Genomic DNA, 18,459 nt, shown 5'->3' with positions numbered 1-18,459 from the left:
GTCCTCGCCGTTCCCAGCCGACTCCGCAGCGGCGCGCCTATCCTTGTCGCATGACCGATTCCCCCCGCTCCGGTCTCGCGCTCGACGAGCTGAGCGACGAGATCCGCCCCCAGGACGACCTCTTCCGCCACGTCAACGGACAGTGGCTCGACCGCACCGAGATCCCCGACGACAAGGCTCGGTGGGGCGCCTTCCATGTGCTCGCCGAGCAGGCCGAGAGCCACGTGCGCACGATCATCGAGGAGTCGCAGGACGCCGAGCCCGGCACCGAGACCCGCAAGATCGGCGACCTCTTCGCCAGCTTCACCGACACCGCGCGCATCGCCGAGCTGGGGTCCGCCCCCATCGCCGATCAGCTCGCGCTCGTCGACGACATCGACGACGTCGCGTCGTTCCTGCGCACCGTGGGCAGGCTCGAGCGCGATGGCGTCAACGGTCTGATCGAGCTCTACGTCGAGCCCGATCCGGGCAACCCGCAGCGCTACGTGCCCTTCGTCATCCAGGGCGGACTCTCGCTTCCCGATGAGAGCTACTACCGCCTCGACAACTTCGCCGATGTGCGCGCGGCCTACCGCACCCACATCGAGCGGATCCTGAGTCTCGCGGGTGTCGCCGAGCCCGCAGCATCGGCCGACCGCGTCTTCGCCCTCGAGGCCGACATCGCCACCCACCACTGGGACAAGGTGCGCAGCCGCGACGCGGTCGCCACCTACAACCTGCGCACCTGGGACGAGACCCTCGCCCTCGCCGGCGTCGACCTCGGACCGTGGCTCGATGCGATCGCGCCCGGGCACGCCGACGCCTTCTCCGAGGTCGTGCTCTACCAGCCGAGCTTCGTCGAAGCGCTGCAGACGGTGCTCACCGCCGAGCGGATCGACGACTGGAAGGCGTGGCTGCGCTTCAAGATCGTGCACGCCGCCGCCGCGTTCCTCAGCGACGAGTTCGTCGCCGAGAACTTCGCGTTCTACGGCACGCAGCTCACCGGCGTGCCCGTGAACCGCGAGCGGTGGAAGCGCGGCGTCAGCCTCGTCGAGGCGGCCCTGGGCGAGGCCGTGGGTCGCGTCTACGTCGAGCGGCACTTCCCGCCGTCGGCGAAGGAGGCCATGGACGAGCTGGTCGCCAACCTCATCGAGGCCTACCGGCAGTCGATCTCCGATCTCGAGTGGATGAGTCCCGAGACGCGCGAACGCGCGCTCGCCAAGCTCGACGCGTTCACGCCGAAGATCGGCTACCCCGTGAAGTGGCGCGACTACTCCGGCCTCGAGGTCGACGCAACCGACCTGGTCGGCAACGTGCGCCGGGCGCACGTGTTCGAGCACGACCGCCAGCTCGGCAAGGTCGGGCAGCCGATCGACCGCGACGAATGGCTGATGACGCCGCAGACGGTGAACGCCTACTACAACCCGCTGATGAACGAGATCGTGTTCCCCGCGGCGATCCTGCAGTACCCGTTCTTCGACGCCGACCGCGACGCGGCGGCGAACTACGGCGGAATCGGCGCCGTGATCGGTCACGAGCTGGGTCACGGCTTCGACGACCAGGGCAGCCGCTTCGACGGCGACGGATCGCTCCGCGACTGGTGGACCGACGCCGACCGCACCGCTTTCGAGCAGCGCACGCGCGCGCTCATCGACCAGTACGACGAGCTCGTGCCGCGCGGTCTGTCAGACGAGCACAAGGTCAACGGCGAGCTCACGATCGGTGAGAACATCGGCGACCTGGGGGGCCTCGGCATCGCCATCCGCGCCTACCGGCTGTCGCTGCAGTCCTCGAGCGCTGCGGTCTCCGACGACGCTTCCACGCAAGCGCCGGTCGTCGACGGCCTCACCGGCATCCAGCGCCTGCTGATCAGCTGGGCACAGGTCTGGCAGCAGAAGGGGCGCGACGCCGAGACGATCCGCCTCCTCACGATCGACCCGCACTCGCCGAACGAGTTCCGCTGCAACCAGATCGTGCGCAACATCGACGCGTTCTACGACGCGTTCGACGTCACCGAGGCCGACGACCTGTGGCTGGACCCCGACCGTCGGGTCACCATCTGGTAACCCGCGTCTGGTGAGATCCGGATGCTGCATCGACCGTCGAGCGATTGACCGGACCGGAGAGGGGGGCCGCCGTGGGCACGTCTGCCGACTCTTCGCGTGAGGCCGCCCCGCTGCGGGCGAGCGATCGCACGGAGATGCGGGGTTCGCCGCGGCGAGCACGCTCCGCGGCGAGGTCGTTCACGTCGACGTTGCGCGCGCTCGACGCCGTCGCGGCGTCGGGTGCCCGCGTGTCGGTGCGCGTCGACGATCTCGATCGCGGCACCCCGGTGCTCGCCGGCGACGACTTCGACACGCACCCCGTCGGAGGTCTCGGTGTGGTGCCGCTCCTGATCGAGGTGGCGGCGGCCTTCGAGGAGGGGCGCCTCGACCCGCTCGAGATCGTCGATCGGGCGGGCTTCGAACACGTGGGCGTCGCGGGCATCTGGCAGCACATGAAGATCCCCGCCCTTCCGCTGGTCGACGCGGCCGTGCTGGCCGCCGCCGTGGGCGATGCGCTCGCGACCAATGCGCTCCTGGAGCGGGTGGGGCTGCCCGCGGTGCTCGCCCGCATCGAGTCGCTGGGCCTTGAACGTTCGGCGCTGCTCGACCGGTTCCGCGACGCACGCGGGCCCGACGACGCGCCCCAGGTCGCGCTCGCCTCGGCGCGCGAGCTGGCGCAGCTGTTCTCGGCGCTCGTGAACTCGAAGGCCGTCAGCCCCGGGGTCAGCGCGCAGGTCTCGGAGTGGCTGAGCCTCAACCACGATCTGAGTCTCGTGGCGTCGGCGACGGGGCTGGATCCGTTCGCTCACGAGCACGACGAGCACGAGCTGCTGTTCGTGAACAAGACCGGCCGCGGCGCCGGCGTGCGTGCCGAGGCCGGGGTGCTCGCCGGCCCCCGGGCGGGTGTCTCCTACGCGCTCATCGTCTGCTTCGACGACCTGTCGATCACGCACCGGCTGCGCGCTCACGACGCGTTCCGCACTCTGGGTGTCGAACTCATGGAGTACGTGTACTGACCGCGTCGGCTCCCACCGCGACCCGCGGTGGGAGGATGGCGGGATGATGTCGACAGCCCTGGGCGGGGAGGCGATCGCCGTCCGGCGCGTGTCTCCCGCCCGGCAGGTGCTCACCCTCTTCGGCGACTACTGGTGGCACGTGCCCGAGGCGCTGCCGACGGGGGCTGCTTTGCGGGCCCTCGGTGACCTCGGCGTCAAGGAACCCGCCGCTCGAGCTGCCCTCGCGCGGCTCGTCGAGATCGGTCTGCTCGCGACCGAGCGCGAGGGGCGGCGCACCTCGCACCGGCTGACGGAGCGGGGGAGCGCGGTCATCGACGACGAGGCGCGCTGGCTCGATGCGTTCGGGGTGCGCGAGCCGGAGTGGGACGGCGCCTGGACGGTCGTGGCGTTCTCGATCCCCGAGTCGCATCGCGCACTGCGGCACTCGTCGCGTACTCGCCTGCGGTGGCTCGGCTTCGCGCCGTTGTACGACGGGGTGTGGATCTCCGCCCGAGTGCCGGCCTCCGATGCGCTCGCGCAGCTGACGGAGCTCGGAGTCGCCGATGCCACCGCCCTGCGCGCCCCCCTCGAGCGGTCGGGTGGGGCGAGCCCGCGGTCGGCCTGGAATCTGGACGAGATCCGAGGGCACTACGACGCGTTCGGCGCCGTGCTCGACGCGAGCGAGAGCCCGGCGTCGGGGGCCGAGGCGCTCGCCCTCCGGTCGCGGCTGATGCTGGGGTGGCAGTCGTTCCGCGAGAGTGATCCCGCGCTCCCGCTCGCGATCCTGGCGGACGATTGGCCGCGGGTGCCGCTTCGCCGTCGTTTCGCCCAGTGGCACGGATCGCTCGCTCCGGCGAGCGTGCAACGGTTCCGCGCGTTCGTGGCGGCGGTCGATCCCGCACTGGCCGAACAGGTGACCGACCGTCGCCTGTGACGTCGATACTCGATACTTTCTTGACGGTCGACACCTGAGCTTCTAACATCTGGGCAGAAGGCGGCAACGACGCCGCCCGGACGACGTCGTCCTTTTCCCCGCTCGGAGGCATCCGCATGAGAAGACCCCGAAATCTGTTCGCCGCCGTCGGAGCTGTCGCCGCAGCATCCGCCGTCGCCCTCGCGATGCTCACCCCGCCGGCCGTGGCTGCCGACGCGGTGGGCGTCGAGATCCTCTCCGGTCGCGCCGACAGCGTGTCAGGCGGCGACGCCCTGATCGCGGTGACAGGCGCCGGCGGCGCGGTGCGCGTCACCGCGGCGGGCGCCGACGTCTCGTCGGCGTTCGTCGCCGACGGCGATCGTCTGGTCGGCCTGGTCGAGGGTCTGCCCCTCGGGTCGAGCGACATCGTGGTCGAGACCGGCTCAGCCGGATCCGCCCGGCTCGAGGTCGTGAACCACCCGGCCTCCGGTCCGGTGTTCTCCGGTCCGCAGCATCCGATGTACTGCACCGCGTCGGGCGCGCCGTGGAACTTCGGCGCCCTCGACGAGGACTGCCAGACCGACGAGACCTTCGTCACCTACCGCTATCGCACGAGCGCCGGTGCGTTCGCCGACTACCCGACCGACGGGACGACCCCGGCCGACCTCGCCACGACGGTCGTCGACGGCGTCGAGGTGCCGTACGTCGTGCGTATCGAGCGCGGAACCGTCAATCGTGCCGTGTACGAGACGGCGGTGCTGCACGAACCGGGCACGCCCGCACCGTCGCCGACGCGCGACCTCCCCGGCTGGACCGGCAAGCTGGCCTATACGTTCGGCGGCGCGTGCGGCGTCGGATACTGGCAGGGCGCGAGCACCGGCGGGGTCGAGAACGACCTGTTCCTGCGGAACGGGTACGCCGTCGCATCCGCCACCCTCAACGTCTACGCCCAGAACTGCAACGACGTCACGAGCGCCGAGACCGCGATGATGGTCAAGGAGAAGTTCGTCGAGACGCACGGAGAGGTGCGTTTCACCATGGGGTCGGGCGGCTCGGCGGGCACGATGCAGCAGCTGCTGCTGTCGAACAACTACCCCGGCATCCTCGATGGCGTGCTGGGCGAGATCGGCTACCCCGACGAGCGCACCACGACCGTGGGCGGGCATGACTGCCGCGGGCTGCAGAACTACTGGGCGAGCCCGGCCGGCTCGGGATGGACCGATGCCGAGAAGCTCGCGGTGAGCGGCCACGCGGTCACCGGCACGTGCATCGGATTCACCTTCTTCGACGGCGTCGACGACCCGAACCGCGGCTGCGCGGCCGCGGTGCCGGTCGCCGACCGGTGGTCGCCGACGAATCCCGGGGGCCTGCGCTGCACGATCGCCGACATGGTCAAGAACGTCTACGGTGTGGACGACCAGGGACGCGGCCTGCGCGTGGAGCCCGACAATGTTGGCGTGCAGTACGGACTCGACGCTCTGCACGACGGCGAGATCACGGTCAAGCAGTTCCTCAGCCTGAACGAGAACATCGGCGGCATGGACGTCGACGGAGTCCGCACCGCGGAGCGCTCGGTCGCGAGCGTCGAGGCGATCGAGCGGGCGTTCGAGACCGGCCGTATCAACATGATGACGGGCGGCCTCCAGGCGATCCCCGTGCTCGAGATCCGCGGATACTCCGATCTGCGCGGCGACTTCCACGAGCGGTACCGCTCCGCCATCATCCGAGAGCGGATGCTGGCGGCTCACGGCGATGCCGACACCCACGTGAACTGGACCAGCCCCGAGGGGGCGGTCAACAACACGATGCGCGAGCAGGCCTTCGCCTACCTCGACGAGTGGCTGGAGGAGATCGAGGCGCGGGGCGGCCCGGCCGATCGCGAGCGCACGGTGGATGCGCGCCCGGCGGGGCTGGAAGACGGATGCTTCGACGGCGCCGGCGCCTTCATCGCGGAGGAGCTCGACTACTCCGACCCGACGACCGCCTGCAACACGCTGTACCCGTACCACTCCGAGCCGCGCTACGAAGCGGGCGAAGGCCTGTTGCGCGACGTGCCGAAGTGCCAGCTGACGGCTCCGGTGCGTGCCGATTACCCGGTGCTCACCGACGAGCAGTGGTCGGCGATCACCGCCGTGTTCTCCGAGGGCGTCTGCGACTGGACGAAGCCCAGCCAGGGCTACGCGGAGCTCGAGGGCACGTGGCTCGACTTCGGCGACACGGAGCAGGTGGGCCTCGACGCGCCGGTCGTGGCCGGAGAGGCGCTCGTCGGCTCGACGCTGCGGGCGACCGTCGACGCCGACCCCGCGGACGCCGCCCTGTCGTATGCCTGGTTCGCGGACGGTGTCGCGATCGCCGGCGCCTCCTCCGCGGAGTTCGCGCCGACCGTCGCAGAAGAGGGCGCGCGTCTCACGGTGCGGGTGACCGCCGAGGCCGAGGGTCGGGTGTCGCGATCGGCGGTCTCGGCCGCGACGGCCACGGTGACGGCGGCAGCGGCACCGTCGCCCAGTCCGAGCGCGAGCGCGACGTCGACGGCCGTCCCGTCGCCGACGGCGACCCCCGTGCCGAGCCCGACGCCGACGGCGGTCGCAGGGTCGCCGCTCGCGGCGACCGGCGCGACGCTGCCGTGGGGGCTCGCGCTGCTGGCCGGCGCGCTGGCCACGGGAGGCGGGCTCGCCTTCGCCCTGCGGCGTCGCCGGTCCGCGTGATCGACCGGCCGGCGTGCGGCGTCGATGACGTCGCGCGTCGGCCGGTGCGGCGCGCACCCGCGACGCTCAGTAGCATCGCTGCATGACCGTCAACCCTCCGTTCCGCGCCGACATCGTCGGTAGTTTCCTCCGTCCTGCGGCTCTCGCCGAGGCTCGTGCCCGGCACGCGGCGGGCGATCTCTCGGACGACGCGCTGCGCGCGGCGGAAGACGCCGCGGTCGTCGACCTGGTCGCCCAGCAGGCCGAGAACGGGCTCCGGGTCGCCTCCGACGGCGAGTTCCGTCGGTCGTGGTGGCACTTCGACTTCTTCGGTCTGCTCGACGGCGTGGAGATCGTCGAACTCGACCACGGCATCCAGTTCCAAGGGGTGCAGACCCGCCCCCGCGGTATCGAGATCTCCGGGCCCATCCGTTTCCCCGCCGACCACCCGTTCCTGGCGCACTACCGCGCGCTGCAGGACGACGTCGCCGGCACGGGCCTGACCCCGAAGTTCACGATCCCCGCCCCCACCGTGCTCGACTTCCGGCTCGAGCCGGGCCACATCGACGCCACCTACGACGGGCGCGACGCGATCACCGACGATCTCGTGACCGCGTACCGCGACGCGCTCGCGGCCTTCTACGACGCCGGTGCGCGCTACCTGCAGTTCGACGACACGGCGTGGGCGTACCTCTGCTCCGACGTCGAGCTGGCCAAGGCCCGTGATCGCGGCATCGACACCGAAGGTATCGCCGAGCGCTACGCGACCCTGCTCAACCGCATCCTCGACGGCAAGCCCGACGACCTGGTCGTCACCACCCACGTCTGTCGCGGCAACTTCCGCTCCACCTGGATCTCGTCGGGCGGCTACGAGCCCGTCGCCGAACAGCTCTTGGGCAACACCGCGTACGACGGGTACTTCCTCGAGTACGACTCCGAGCGCGCCGGCGGGTTCGAGCCGCTGCGCTTCCTGCCCGCCGGCGACAAGGTCGTCGAGCTCGGGCTCATCACGACCAAGACGGGTGAACTCGAGGACGCCGACGCCATCCGCAGGCGCATCGACGAAGCATCCGCCTTCGCCCCTCTCGAGCAGCTCGCCCTGAGCCCCCAGTGCGGCTTCGCCTCGACCGAGGAGGGCAACACGCTCACCGAGGATCAGCAGTGGGCGAAGATCCGCTCGGTGGTCGAGATCGCCGACTCCGTCTGGGGCTGAGCGCCCCCTCCCGCTGAAAGTCCCAGACACCCGGAGCGCGTGAGCTGCGCGTCCGGGTGTCTGGGACTGTGAAGGGGGTAGCGAAGCGGATGCTGCGCGGCTGAGACCCGAGCGTCAGACGAGCGGGGTGCCGTGGGTGTGGAACGACTCGATCGTCTTCATGCCCCAGGCCTGGCCCTTCTTGCGCTCCTCCTGGCTCCACTCCACGACCGGCTGGTCGGGGTCGAGCAGCAGACGCGCACCCGCGTTGGCGAACTCGATGCGGTTGCCGCCCGGCTCCCACACGTAGAGGAAGAACGTCTGGTTGATGGCGTGCTTGTGCGGGCCCGATTCGATGTGGATGCCGTTCTCGAGGAAGATGTCGGCGGCCTTGAGGATGTCTTCACGGGTGTCGGGGGCGAACGCGATGTGGTGCAGGCGGTTGCCGTGCTTCGTCCAGTCGTCGGAGTAGACGACGTCGTAGGACTTCAGCGAGAAGTGGAACCACCAGGCGGCGAACTTGCCGTCGTCGTTGCGGATGCGCTCGCTCTCGCGCATCGCGAGCGCGTCGGCCAGGAACTCGCCGTTGGCCTCGACGTCTTTCGCGAGGTAGTTGATGTGGTCGAGGCGCCGGGCGTTGACTCCTCGACCGGGGAAGGCCGAGGCCTGGTTCTTCAGCGCCGGCTTGTCATCGGTGGCGACATAGCGCTCGGTCTCGTAGTAGATGCCCATCGAGTGGCCGTCGGGGTCGCGGAACATGAAGGTGGGGCCCGTGCCCACCTCGCCGTCGACCCAGCCTTCGCCGAGGCCCGTGGCCTCGATCGCGGCGACCCGGCGCTCGAGGGCCTCGGGCGACGACGCGCGGAAGGTCGTGCGCCCGACGCCCGCAGCATCCGAGGGGGTGAGCTTGATCGTGTACAGCTCGTACTCGTCCCAGGTGCGCAGGAACGTCGAGCCGCCCTCCTCGGCGACGACGCGCATGGCGAGGAGGTCGCGGAAGAACCAGAGGCTCTTGTCGAACTCGGGGGTGAGCAGTTCGACGCTGCCGATGTGGGCGACGTCGAATGCGGTGGAGTCGGTCATGGTGCGGGTCCTCTCTGACGGGCGAACAGGGTTCAGCGACGCGGTCGGGCGAAGACCGTGCCGTCGAAGATCTTGCGGGCGGTGCGCACCGACGCCGACGACGCGCGCCACGTGTCGTCGGTGCGGGTGACGGTCACGGCGGCGGGGAACGCGCCGGAGGGATGCTCGACGGCGGTGGTGGTGTCGTCGGCGATACGGGCGAGGTCGTTGCCGACCGCACCCGGGATGCGGATGCCCGCCGCGACGGATGCCGCCATCAGCACCCCGATCGACGTGTGCACGCGCGACGGAATGAACGCGCGCGTCGAGATCGCGCCGTCGCCGCGCGGGGCCGAGAGCAGGAACATCTTCGGAACGGTCTGCTGCGAGACATCGCCGAGCCCCATGAGGGGGCCCGCGGCCAGGCGCACGCGCTCGACCTCCTCGCGCAGCTCCGCGCGCTCCTCGAGATCGCTCGGTGACTCGTCGCCATCGACGCCGAACTCGTCGGCCCGCAGCAGCACCACCGGCATGCCGTTGTCGATGAGCGTCACGCGGTGCCCGGCGATCTCGTCCGCGACCGAACCCGTCGGAAGCAGGGGCTTGTCGCCGCCGGTGAGGTCGATGTCGATGCCGGCGGCGGTGCCCGGTACGCCGTCGATCGCGACGTCGCCGTCGTAGGAGACACGGCCCTCGGGGGTCGCGAACGAGACCGTGGCGACATCCCCGGTGTTGAGGAGACGGATGCGGAGGGTCGTGCGCTCGTCGACCGCTCGGGTCAGGCCCCGTTCCACGGCGAAAGGCCCGACGGCGGCGAGCAGATTGCCGCAGGTCTGCGCGGTGCCGACGACGGGTTCATCGACGGACACCTGGAAGAAGAGGTAGTCGAGGTCGATACCCGGGGCGTCCGAGAGCGAGACGACCGCGACCTTCGACGTGAGCGGGTGCGCGCCGCCGAGCCCGTCGATCTGGGCCGGGTCGGGGCTGCCCATGATCCGCAGCAGCAGGTCGTCGCGTGCCGCCGGGTCGGAGGGTAGCTCGTCGGCGAGGAAGAACGCGCCCTTCGACGTGCCGCCGCGGAGCACCATGCAGCGGATGCCGTCGTGCACGGGATCAGCGACCACCGTCGTGATCCTCCTGTGTCACGTACCGGACGCCGAGGTCATCGAGCACGGGCCGCAGACCGTTGAGGTCCATCGAGATCTCGCCCGAGAGATAGCGGGCGCGGTTGGCGGTCTCTTTCGCCGCGCGGGCACGCGATGCGCTGAGCGCTTCCTCGGCGCGTCGCCGCGGCACGATCGTGACGCCGTCGTCGTCGGCGACCACGATGTCGCCCGGGCGCACCTCGACGTCGTCGAGGATGACGGGCACGTTCACGGAACCTGCGGTGTCTTTGACGGTGCCCTGCGCGCTGATGTGCCGGGTCCAGACCGGAAAGCCCATCTCGCGCAATTCCTGGGTGTCGCGCACGCCGCCCGTGGTGACGTAGCCGCGCACGCCGCGCGCCTTCATCTGCGTGGCCATGAGGTCGCCGATGAATCCGAACGCCGAGTCGCTGATGGGCACCACGACGATCACGTCTCCCTCTCGGGCCTGCTCGATCGCCGCGTGCACCATGAGGTTGTCGCCCGGCGCCACGCTGACCGTGATCGCCGTCCCCGCGATGCGCGCTCCCTGCTGGATCGGCCGCAGCCGGGGGCCGGCGTAGCCGATCCGCCCCATGGCCTCGTGCACGGTGGCGGAGCCGAACTCCGCGAGCGCGGCGGCCACCGCAGCATCCGCTCTCTGGATGTCGGTGACGACGACGCCGGTCATTCGGATGCTCCGCTCATTCGAGGTGCCCGGTGACCTGCGGGAAGTAGCGCATGTAGGCCTCTCCCATCGTGTCGTGCGCGAGTCCGAGGTTGGGTCCGGCGTTGCGCTTGACCTGCACCCCCCGGCGGATCGCGAGGTCGGTGTAGTACGACCACATGTGCTTCTGTGCGGGGAGGCACTCCATGGCCGCGCGCTTCAGCGGGAACGCGTCGGTGATGTCGAGCAGCACGTTCGGCTTGAAGTCGCTCTGCTCCGGCTGATGCGGCTCGAAGAAGAACACCGGGGGCGCGCCGATGATGTCGTCCTTCGTGGGGAAGGTGCCGTCGGAGTTCGCCACGCCGATCGCCTGCGCCAGCACGCGTGCTTCGAGCGCCATGCGGGCGGCCGCCGGGTGGTCGCCGTTGTAGGGATCGGTGAGCGGGTGGGTGAGCACGACCGTGGGCTGCACTCGGCGGTAGACGTCGACGAGCGCCGCCACGGCCTCGGGGGATTCGCGCAACGGGTAGTCGCCGAGGTCGAGGAAGACGACGTCGGCGCCGAGCGCGGATGCTGCGGCCTCGGCCTCACCGCGACGGGTGGCCTTGATCTCGTCGAGGTCTTTGCCGGCCAGCCACTGGCTCGCCGATTCGCCGCGCTCGCCGTAGCTGAGGCAGACGACGGTGGCGCGCTCGCCGCGCATCGTCGCGGCGGCGATGGCTCCACCGGCGCGCCAGACGAAGTCTCCGGCGTGTGCGCTCACCACGAGAAGTGCGGGTGCGGTCTCTGCCATGTCGACTCCTGTCCGTCGTGGGTCGGTCCGTCCACCGGATCGGTGGGCACGCTGCTGCCGCGGACGGGGCGACGCTGGCCGACTCGGACTCAGCGAACCACATCGCCGGACGAATGGTCAAGATTTTGTTTACAATCCGGGCAACCTGAACCACTATGGACAGAGGCAAATCGTCGCCGTACGGTGGCGGCTGACACACAGGACTGAACGTGCTGCTCAACGAAGAGAAAGTCGAGGGAGCCCCCATGGCGCGCAATCTGCAGGAGTTGCTGGACGAGAAGGGCGGCATCGTCCAGATGCTCCGCGACTCGCAGCTCGGTACCTACATCTACCCGGTGGTGCCCGCCGAGTTCACGAACTGGCGTCGTGAGCAGAAGGCCTGGCGCGAGACCGCCGTGCTCTACGACCAGACGCACCACATGGTCAACTTCTTCGTCTCGGGTCCCGACGCGCTGAAGCTGCTGAGCGACACGGGCATCAACTCGTTCGCGAACTTCCCCGTGAACACGGCGAAGCAGTTCGTGCCGACCGCCTCCAACGGCGGCGTCATCGGCGACGGCATCCTCTTCCACGAGGCCGAGGGCGAGTACGTCTACGTCGGCCGCGCACCCGGTGCGAACTGGCTGCAGTTCCACGCCGAGACCGGCGGCTACGACGTGCAGTTCCGCTACGACGACCGTTCGCCCTCGCGCCCCTACGGTCAGGCCGTCACCCGCGAGTACTACCGCTTCCAGATCCAGGGCCCCAACGCCTGGTCGATCATCGAGAAGCTCAACGGCGGCACGCTCGAGAAGGTCAAGTTCTTCCACATGGGCGAGATGACCATCGCCGGCGAGAAGGTCCGCACCCTCCGCCACGGCATGGCGGGTGCGCCGGGCCTGGAGATCTGGGGCCCCTACGAGCAGCACGGCAAGATCCGCGAGGCCGTGCTCGACGCCGGACGCGAGTTCGGACTGGAGCCTTGCGGCTCGCGCGCCTACTCGTCGAACACGCTCGAGTCGGGCTGGATCCCGTCGCCGCTGCCGGCCATCTACACCGGCGAGGCCGAGCGCGCGTACCGCGAATGGCTGCCCGCGAACAGCTACGAGGCGATCAACGCGCTCGCCGGCTCGTTCGTCTCCGACAACATCGAGGACTACTACCTGAACCCGTGGGAGCTCGGATACGGCTCGTTCGTGAAGTTCGACCACGACTTCATCGGCCGCGAGGCGCTCGAGAAGATCGATCCGGCCAACCAGCGCAAGAAGGTCACGCTCGCGTGGAACGATGAGGACCTCGCGAAGATCCTCACGAGCGTCATCGACCGCGAGGGCGTCGGCTACCAGTTCTTCGACCTGCCGAACGCGAACTACGGCTCGTCGAACTACGACGCGGTCATCGACGCCGACGGCAACACCGTCGGACTGTCGCTGTTCACCGGTATCACGGCGAACGAGAAGCGCGGGCTGTCGCTGGCGACCGTCGACCACGACGTGCCGATCGGCGCCGAGGTGCGCGTCGTCTGGGGCGAGCCCGACGGGGGCTCCGGCAAGACCACGGTCGAGCCGCACGAGCAGATCTCGGTGCGTGCCATCGTGAGCCCGGTGCCGTACGCCGAGACGGCGCGCCAGGAGTACCAGGGCGGCTGGCGCACCAGCGGCGGCCAGTAGCATCCGATCCCCGCCCCCTGTCCCGTCGTCGCGGGGCAGGGGGCGGTTTCGTTTCACGGCGGCGGCTTCGGGCACGGTGCTCGCGACGACGGCGCCAGATTCCTGCGAGTGACGCGAGGAATCTGTGCAGTCAGTCGCTGGAATGCGCCACATTCCTGACGATGGAGGGGTCGAGGCGGGGGACGAGGCGGGGCGGCGCGGATGCTCAGGGGGCGTCGCCGTGGATGACCTGGAAGCGGCCCGATGAGCCGCGGATCGCGTGGGCGACCGTCGCGAACAGCCAGTCGAGGGCCGCGGTGTGCTGGGTCGTCGACCGCCGGTAGAGGCTGACGTCGATCGCCGGCATGTCGAAGGGGAGGGCGCGGACGACGAGCGGCCATGTCTGCGCCCACCCCTCGGCGATCGTGTCGGGCATCGTGGCGACGAGGTCGGTGCTGGCCGCGATCAGCGGCGGCAGCGCCGCGAAGTGGTTCGACGCGATCCGCGGCTCGATGGCGATCCCCGCGCGGTGCAGCGCCTGGTCGATCGCCGAGGCTCCCGAGTCGCTCGCGACGACGACGTGGTTCGCGTTGGCGTAGGCCTCGAGACCGAGCTTCCCGGTGGCGAGCGGATGCTTCGTCGACATCACGACCCCGTAGCCCTGCGACTTGAGCACCACCTTCTCGAACCGCCCCGGCACGGGGGAGGGCGTCACGGCGAGGTCGACGGTGCCCCGCCCGAGCCACTCGGGCAGCTCCCGCACGTTCATCGGGACGACCTCGATCCGCATCATCGGGGCCTTCGCGCGCACCGCCCGCACGATGGCGGGCAGCCAGCCGATCTCGCCGAGCTCGGACAGAGCGATGCGGAAGGTGCGATCGGATGCTGCGGGGTCGAACCCGTGCACGCCGTCGAGCGTGCGGTCGATCGCGGCGATCGCGTCGCGGAAGCCCGGTGCGATGCTCTCGGCGAGAGGCGTGGGAACCATCAGTCGCCCCTCGCGGACGAACAGCGGGTCATCGAGCTCGCGGCGGAGTCGGGCGAGCGCCTGGCTCACCGCCGGCTGCGTCACGTAGAGGCGGGCGGCCGCGGCGGTGAGGCTTCGCGTCTCGCTCACCGCGAGGAACACCCGCACCAGGTTCAGATCCATCAGGCGTTCCCGGCGCGGCTAACGGCTGCTTGCGATCCCATAAGCATTCATTATGCGCCCGCCCACCCATCATGCGTGGGGCTGCCTAGCATTGCTCTCGCGACACCCGCCGAACGAAGGAGTTCTCCATGATCGAATCCGCCGCCGAGGCCATCGCCCGGGCCGGAAGCCCCGTCGAGCTGCTGCGCAACGCGCAGTCTCGACCGACGATCTTCCCCGTGACCCCCGAGTTCAGCAACTGGCGCTCCGAACAACGGGCATGGCGCACGAGCGTCGCCCTGCTCGACCAGTCGCACCACATGACCGACCTGTTCATCTCGGGCCCCGACGCGCTGCGCCTGCTGAGCGAGACCGGCGTCAACAGCTTCGCGAACTTCCCCGTCGATGCCGCGAAGCAGTTCATCGCGGTGAACCACGAGGGCTACCTCATCGGCGACGCCATCCTGTTCCACCTCGAGGAAGAGGTCTACGACCTCGTCGGGTGGCACATGGTGCTCGACTGGGTGCAGTTCATCGGTGAGACCGGCGACTACGACGTGACGTTCGAGCGCGACGCGAACTCGCTCATGCGCGCACCGGGTGCCGACCCGAAGCTGTACCGCTACGAGCTGCAGGGGCCGCACGCCCTCGCTCTCATGGAGAAGCTCACCGGAGCACCGGTTCCGCCGACGAAGTTCTTCGGCATGGCGACCTTCGAGATCGCGGGGGTCACGGTGCGTTCCCTGCGCCACGGCATGGCCGGGCAGCCCGGGTTCGAACTGTTCGGGCCGTGGGCCGATGGCGCGACCGTGCGGGAGGCCATCGTCGCGGCAGGGGAGGAGTTCGACCTCGTTCTCGTCGGGTCGCGCGCCTACTCGTCGGCGAACCTCGAGTCGGCGTGGGTGCCGTCGCCGCTTCCGGCGATCTTCACAGGCGAGCGCAGCGCCGACTACCTCGCATGGCTGCCCGCCGCCCGCACCGGGTCGCTGGCGGGCAGCGTCGTCTCGGACAACATCGAGGACTACTACCTCACGCCCTACGAACTCGGCTACGGCCGCAGCGTCGCGTTCGACCACGACTTCATCGGTCGCGCCGCGCTCGAGCGCTTCGCCGCCGCCGACAAGCGGGTGAAGGTCACGCTCGTCTGGGACCCCGAAGACGTCGCGGCCGCGCAGCGTTCGCTCTACGAGGAGGGCGTGCCGGCGAAGTACCTCGAGTTCCCGAAGGCCCGCTACGGGGTCTACCAGGTCGACCGGGTGAGCATCGACGGCACCGACGTCGGCATCTCGCACGACTGCGGCTACATCACCAACGAGCAGGCGTTCGTCTCGCTCGCGAGCGTCGATGCGGCGTCGGCCGAACCCGGTACGCGGGTCGTCGTGACGTGGGGCGAGGAGCCGAACTCCCGCAAGCCCGCCGTCGAGCCGCACCGGCAGGTGGAGATCCGCGCCACCGTGGCTCCCGCGCCGTTCTCGCGCTTCGCGCGTGAGAACTACCGCAAGAGCTGAGGCGCAGCATCCGGATGCCTTCCCCGTCACCGCGACGAGGTCTCTCTTCGCGGTGACGGGGGGCATCGTGCACCGGACCGCTGGGGACGCACCGGCACGAACGACGTGCGCCGTCCTCCCGAGGTGTTGGTTCGCCCGGAGCACTCGAAGCACGGTTCATACGGGAGGGGATGTGCACACCGGAGGCGAGTTTCGCGAGGGGAAACCTCCGCAGTGCACATCTCCTCCGGAGCGAACCGGATGCGGCGCGGCCGCCGTCAGTTCTCTCCGGTCGCCAAGTCGCGGAGCATGTCGGCGTGGTCGTCGAGCCGTCGAGCGATGCGCTCAGCGGTTCTGCGGAAACAGACGGTCGCCTTCACCTCCTGACTCGAGGAGTCGGCGTACCAGGCGACGAGGACGTAGATGTTCCCGCCCAGCCAACCCTCGGCCCCCCTGTAGGTGTTCCATAACCCCTCGTACGGCGCCACGCTGAAAGACACGTCTCTCAGCGAGATCTCCTGCGTTCTGAGGTACGACCTCACGACCAGGACGTCTCCGCGGACGTGCGCCGTGACGCGGAACGCGCAGACGAGGGTCACCACGGGAGTGACGACGAAGGCGGCCTGGAGAAGCGGCGACCAGCCGTGAAACCACGAAAAGATCGCGAAGAGCAGCATGAGGAGGAGAAACCCGACGCCGAACAGGCGCGGTACGAAACCGATCCTCTGGAGGTCTTCCTGGAGGTCGGCGAGGGCCGCGGCCCACATCTCCGGGGTCGTGCGCGCGCGCAACTCGGCGCGGACCCTCTCGCGCTCGTCATCGATCTCCCGCTGGCGGACCAGCGCGGCCGGGCCGTTGAGCGCGCGCATCGTGCCGTCGCCGATCCACAGCATCCGTTCTGCCTCGTTCAGCGCTTCCAGGCGTGCGATCAGCTCGCTCACGTCGGGCTCGGCCACGCCGACAGTCTTCCGTATGACGGCGCCACCGACGTTCGGGGCGCGATCTACTCCCCGGGGCGGGGGATTCCGCGCCCCGGAGGGAGAAAGGGCGCCCCGAACCCGGGGGAGTCAGCAGCCCGGGCGGCGTCAGGCCGGACGCTCGGACAGGATGCGCTCGAACCAGGCCAGCGTTCCGCGGGTCATGTCGGAGGGCTGCCCGGTCGCCTCGAGCGCTGCCAGCACGTCGCGCACCTCGTGCTCGCGGCGTTCGGCGTGCTGGTACGTGCCCGCGACGAAGCGGTCGAGCAGTGCGGGCCCCTGGTCGCCGAGCTCCGAGGCGATCTGGTCGCGCACCCAGTCTTCGGCCCCGACGGCGCGGGCCACCCCGAGCGTCTCGATCATGAGCGTCGCGAGCCCCTTCGTGAAGACGCTCCGCAGCAGCTTCATGCGGGCCGCGGCGCCCGCCGGCTGGTCGAGCACGACGACGGGCGCCCCGAGCGGGCGCAGAAGCGCGGCCAGTCGCTCGGCTCCGCGACCGCTGGCCAGGAGGGGCGTGCGCTCCGCCTCACGCGGGACGGGAGCGAGCACGGCGACGTCGACCACGTCGAGGTCGTGAGCCGCTCCAATCGCGGCGATGCGGTCTTTCAGATCGGGCGACGAGGTGTTGAAGTCGGCGAAGATCGTCGACGGCTCGAGCAGGGGAAGGGCCTCCTGGGCGACCTCCAGCGACGAGGCGGCACCGACCAGGCTCACGACCACGTCGGCGCCCTCGAGCGCATCGGCGAGGCGGTCGACCTGCCCGCCGTCGGCCAGACGGGGGCGGAGATCGTAGCCCCGCACCCGCGCACCGGCTTCGCGGAACCCCCCGGCGTAGAGGCTGCCGGCCTCGCCGAGCCCGATCACCGCGATCCGTGTCATCGCACGCCTCCCACCGCCGCCGCCCCGCCGGATCCCGTCCGCGGTGCCCGGGCATCGAGCGCGGCGATGTACTCCCACGAACGGGCCGACACCCCCGCATCGGGTCGCGGTCCGTGCAGCGCGGCGTTCTCGTCGACGTCGGCGGCATAGACGTCGCGGAGTGACCGGGTGACCCCCGCGGCGGCCACGCGCAGCACTTCGACCACGGGAGCGGCCGACGAATCGTCGTTGCGCACGACGGCACCCATCGCCGCGTACACCGAGCCGTCGGGCCCGCGCACCGGCACAGCGATTCCGCGCGACTCGAGATGGATGTGGCCGGGAGCGATCGCCACGTCGTCGGCGCGGATGCGGCGGAGGGTCGAGCGCAGCCCGGCCCCGGTCACGATCGTGCGGGAGGTGTAAGCGCGCAGCCCCTGCGCGATGGTGTCTTCGATCACGGCGTCGGGGGCGTGGGCGAGCAGCACCAGGCCGATCGAGGAGGCGTGCAGCGGGATGCGTCCGCCGATGAGCGTGGCGTTGACCACGGCGTCCTTCGTCGACATGCGCTCGATGAAGAGCACGTCGGTGCCCGACCTCACCCCCAGCTGCAGGTGCTGACGGATCCGCGCGTGCGCCGCGGCCAGCCACGGGCGCGCCACCTCGCGGAGGCCCAGCGCCCCCGGAGTGCGCGAGGCGTACTCCCACAGCCGCACGCCGAGGCGGTAGGTGCGATCGGGCATGCGCTCCAGCATCCCTTCCTGCAGCAACTCGCCGACGAGCCGGTGCGTCGTGGAGAGGGGGAGTCCCGCGGCGCGGGCGAGCTCGCCGAGCGTCAGGAACGGACGGAGCGCGTCGAAGGCGTCGAGCACGCGCAGGTGCCGGTGCAGCGCCGACTCCCCGGCAGATCTCCGCGCCATCGCGAC

Annotated in this window: 15 protein-coding genes; 7 read left to right on the top strand and 8 right to left on the bottom strand. The window is 70.2% G+C overall.

The window, feature by feature from the left end:
• The first annotated feature begins 50 nt into the window (after nucleotides 1-50).
• The 5 genes from DEA06_RS11880 (at nucleotide 51) to DEA06_RS11860 (ending at nucleotide 7,829) form a co-directional block, all read left to right on the top strand.
• The gene (locus DEA06_RS11880; protein WP_116648198.1) at nucleotides 51-2,045 is read left to right on the top strand and encodes a M13-type metalloendopeptidase; all 1,995 of its coding nucleotides are present in this window, start codon (nucleotides 51-53) and stop codon (nucleotides 2,043-2,045) included.
• A 134-nt stretch (nucleotides 2,046-2,179) separates the two neighbouring features.
• Nucleotides 2,180-3,040 carry a serine hydrolase gene (locus DEA06_RS11875; protein WP_116648231.1) on the top strand — a complete coding sequence of 287 codons (861 nt, stop codon included), beginning with the start codon at nucleotides 2,180-2,182 and terminating at the stop codon, nucleotides 3,038-3,040.
• Between the two features lie 43 nt (nucleotides 3,041-3,083).
• Nucleotides 3,084-3,953, top strand: coding sequence for a PaaX family transcriptional regulator C-terminal domain-containing protein (locus DEA06_RS11870; RefSeq protein WP_116648197.1), 870 nt, complete (start codon nucleotides 3,084-3,086; stop codon nucleotides 3,951-3,953).
• A 116-nt stretch (nucleotides 3,954-4,069) separates the two neighbouring features.
• A complete protein-coding gene (locus DEA06_RS11865) occupies nucleotides 4,070-6,637 on the top strand; it encodes a DUF6351 family protein (RefSeq protein ID WP_116648196.1) in 2,568 nt (855 codons plus the stop codon).
• 82 nt (nucleotides 6,638-6,719) lie between these two features.
• Nucleotides 6,720-7,829 (top strand): 5-methyltetrahydropteroyltriglutamate--homocysteine S-methyltransferase, encoded by a 1,110-nt coding sequence (locus DEA06_RS11860; RefSeq protein WP_116648195.1) that lies wholly within the window; start codon nucleotides 6,720-6,722, stop codon nucleotides 7,827-7,829.
• A gap of 114 nt (nucleotides 7,830-7,943) precedes the next feature.
• Here the strand turns inward: DEA06_RS11860 and DEA06_RS11855 are convergent, their stop codons facing one another.
• From DEA06_RS11855 to DEA06_RS11840, 4 genes are read right to left on the bottom strand one after another with little or no spacing between them, the layout of a single operon-like run.
• The gene (locus DEA06_RS11855; RefSeq protein WP_116648194.1) at nucleotides 7,944-8,891 is read right to left on the bottom strand and encodes a VOC family protein; all 948 of its coding nucleotides are present in this window, start codon (nucleotides 8,889-8,891) and stop codon (nucleotides 7,944-7,946) included.
• Nucleotides 8,892-8,923: 32 nt separating this feature from the next.
• Complete coding sequence (locus DEA06_RS11850) at nucleotides 8,924-9,994, bottom strand: 4-oxalomesaconate tautomerase (RefSeq protein WP_240606926.1); 1,071 nt, start codon at nucleotides 9,992-9,994, stop codon at nucleotides 8,924-8,926.
• On the bottom strand, nucleotides 9,984-10,685 hold the full coding sequence (locus DEA06_RS11845) for a 4-carboxy-4-hydroxy-2-oxoadipate aldolase/oxaloacetate decarboxylase (RefSeq protein ID WP_116648193.1): 702 nt from the start codon (nucleotides 10,683-10,685) through the stop codon (nucleotides 9,984-9,986). The genes DEA06_RS11850 and DEA06_RS11845 overlap by 11 nt, the downstream gene beginning before the upstream one ends.
• Before the next feature lie 13 nt (nucleotides 10,686-10,698).
• The gene (locus DEA06_RS11840; protein ID WP_116648192.1) at nucleotides 10,699-11,454 is read right to left on the bottom strand and encodes a PIG-L deacetylase family protein; all 756 of its coding nucleotides are present in this window, start codon (nucleotides 11,452-11,454) and stop codon (nucleotides 10,699-10,701) included.
• A gap of 245 nt (nucleotides 11,455-11,699) precedes the next feature.
• Here DEA06_RS11840 and DEA06_RS11835 point away from each other — a divergent pair, with 245 nt between their 5' ends.
• A complete protein-coding gene (locus DEA06_RS11835; RefSeq protein WP_116648229.1) occupies nucleotides 11,700-13,103 on the top strand; it encodes an aminomethyltransferase family protein in 1,404 nt (467 codons plus the stop codon).
• A 205-nt stretch (nucleotides 13,104-13,308) separates the two neighbouring features.
• On the opposite strand, the gene DEA06_RS11830 is transcribed toward DEA06_RS11835, so the two are convergent.
• Nucleotides 13,309-14,232, bottom strand: a complete 924-nt coding sequence (locus DEA06_RS11830) for a LysR family transcriptional regulator (protein WP_116648191.1) — start codon at nucleotides 14,230-14,232, stop codon at nucleotides 13,309-13,311.
• A gap of 128 nt (nucleotides 14,233-14,360) precedes the next feature.
• On the opposite strand from DEA06_RS11830, the gene DEA06_RS11825 reads away from it, so the two are divergent.
• On the top strand, nucleotides 14,361-15,719 hold the full coding sequence (locus DEA06_RS11825) for an aminomethyltransferase family protein (protein ID WP_116648190.1): 1,359 nt from the start codon (nucleotides 14,361-14,363) through the stop codon (nucleotides 15,717-15,719).
• Nucleotides 15,720-15,976: 257 nt separating this feature from the next.
• Here the strand turns inward: DEA06_RS11825 and DEA06_RS11820 are convergent, their stop codons facing one another.
• The 3 genes from DEA06_RS11820 to DEA06_RS11810 all read right to left on the bottom strand — a co-directional run bounded on the left by DEA06_RS11820 (nucleotide 15,977) and on the right by DEA06_RS11810 (nucleotide 18,453).
• Complete coding sequence (locus DEA06_RS11820; protein WP_116648189.1) at nucleotides 15,977-16,654, bottom strand: hypothetical protein; 678 nt, start codon at nucleotides 16,652-16,654, stop codon at nucleotides 15,977-15,979.
• A gap of 129 nt (nucleotides 16,655-16,783) precedes the next feature.
• Nucleotides 16,784-17,554 (bottom strand): DUF1932 domain-containing protein, encoded by a 771-nt coding sequence (locus tag DEA06_RS11815; RefSeq protein WP_116648188.1) that lies wholly within the window; start codon nucleotides 17,552-17,554, stop codon nucleotides 16,784-16,786.
• Complete coding sequence (locus DEA06_RS11810) at nucleotides 17,551-18,453, bottom strand: IclR family transcriptional regulator (protein ID WP_116648187.1); 903 nt, start codon at nucleotides 18,451-18,453, stop codon at nucleotides 17,551-17,553. The genes DEA06_RS11815 and DEA06_RS11810 overlap by 4 nt, the downstream gene beginning before the upstream one ends.
• Nucleotides 18,454-18,459: the final 6 nt, after the last annotated feature.

It is taken from the genome of Microbacterium sp. Gd 4-13, assembly GCF_003095395.1.
In the GTDB taxonomy this organism is placed as follows: domain Bacteria; phylum Actinomycetota; class Actinomycetes; order Actinomycetales; family Microbacteriaceae; genus Microbacterium.
Note: the sequence above shows the minus strand (reverse complement) of the source record. Positions and strands in the feature narration are given on the sequence as shown.

Bases quoted from the DNA above. Each gene is read 5' to 3' on its own strand.
- DEA06_RS11865 (WP_116648196.1), top strand. From the start codon at position 4,070: ATGAGAAGACCCCGAAATCTGTTCGCCGCCGTCGGAGCTGTCGCCGCA.
- DEA06_RS11860 (WP_116648195.1), top strand. From the start codon at position 6,720: ATGACCGTCAACCCTCCGTTCCGCGCCGACATCGTCGGTAGTTTCCTC.
- DEA06_RS11810 (WP_116648187.1), bottom strand. From the start codon at position 18,453: ATGGCGCGGAGATCTGCCGGGGAGTCGGCGCTGCACCGGCACCTGCGC.
- DEA06_RS11870 (WP_116648197.1), top strand. From the start codon at position 3,084: ATGATGTCGACAGCCCTGGGCGGGGAGGCGATCGCCGTCCGGCGCGTG.
- DEA06_RS11855 (WP_116648194.1), bottom strand. From the start codon at position 8,891: ATGACCGACTCCACCGCATTCGACGTCGCCCACATCGGCAGCGTCGAA.
- DEA06_RS11835 (WP_116648229.1), top strand. From the start codon at position 11,700: ATGGCGCGCAATCTGCAGGAGTTGCTGGACGAGAAGGGCGGCATCGTC.
- DEA06_RS11815 (WP_116648188.1), bottom strand. From the start codon at position 17,554: ATGACACGGATCGCGGTGATCGGGCTCGGCGAGGCCGGCAGCCTCTAC.
- DEA06_RS11880 (WP_116648198.1), top strand. From the start codon at position 51: ATGACCGATTCCCCCCGCTCCGGTCTCGCGCTCGACGAGCTGAGCGAC.
- DEA06_RS11875 (WP_116648231.1), top strand. From the start codon at position 2,180: ATGCGGGGTTCGCCGCGGCGAGCACGCTCCGCGGCGAGGTCGTTCACG.
- DEA06_RS11840 (WP_116648192.1), bottom strand. From the start codon at position 11,454: ATGGCAGAGACCGCACCCGCACTTCTCGTGGTGAGCGCACACGCCGGA.
- DEA06_RS11845 (WP_116648193.1), bottom strand. From the start codon at position 10,685: ATGACCGGCGTCGTCGTCACCGACATCCAGAGAGCGGATGCTGCGGTG.
- DEA06_RS11830 (WP_116648191.1), bottom strand. From the start codon at position 14,232: ATGGATCTGAACCTGGTGCGGGTGTTCCTCGCGGTGAGCGAGACGCGA.
- DEA06_RS11825 (WP_116648190.1), top strand. From the start codon at position 14,361: ATGATCGAATCCGCCGCCGAGGCCATCGCCCGGGCCGGAAGCCCCGTC.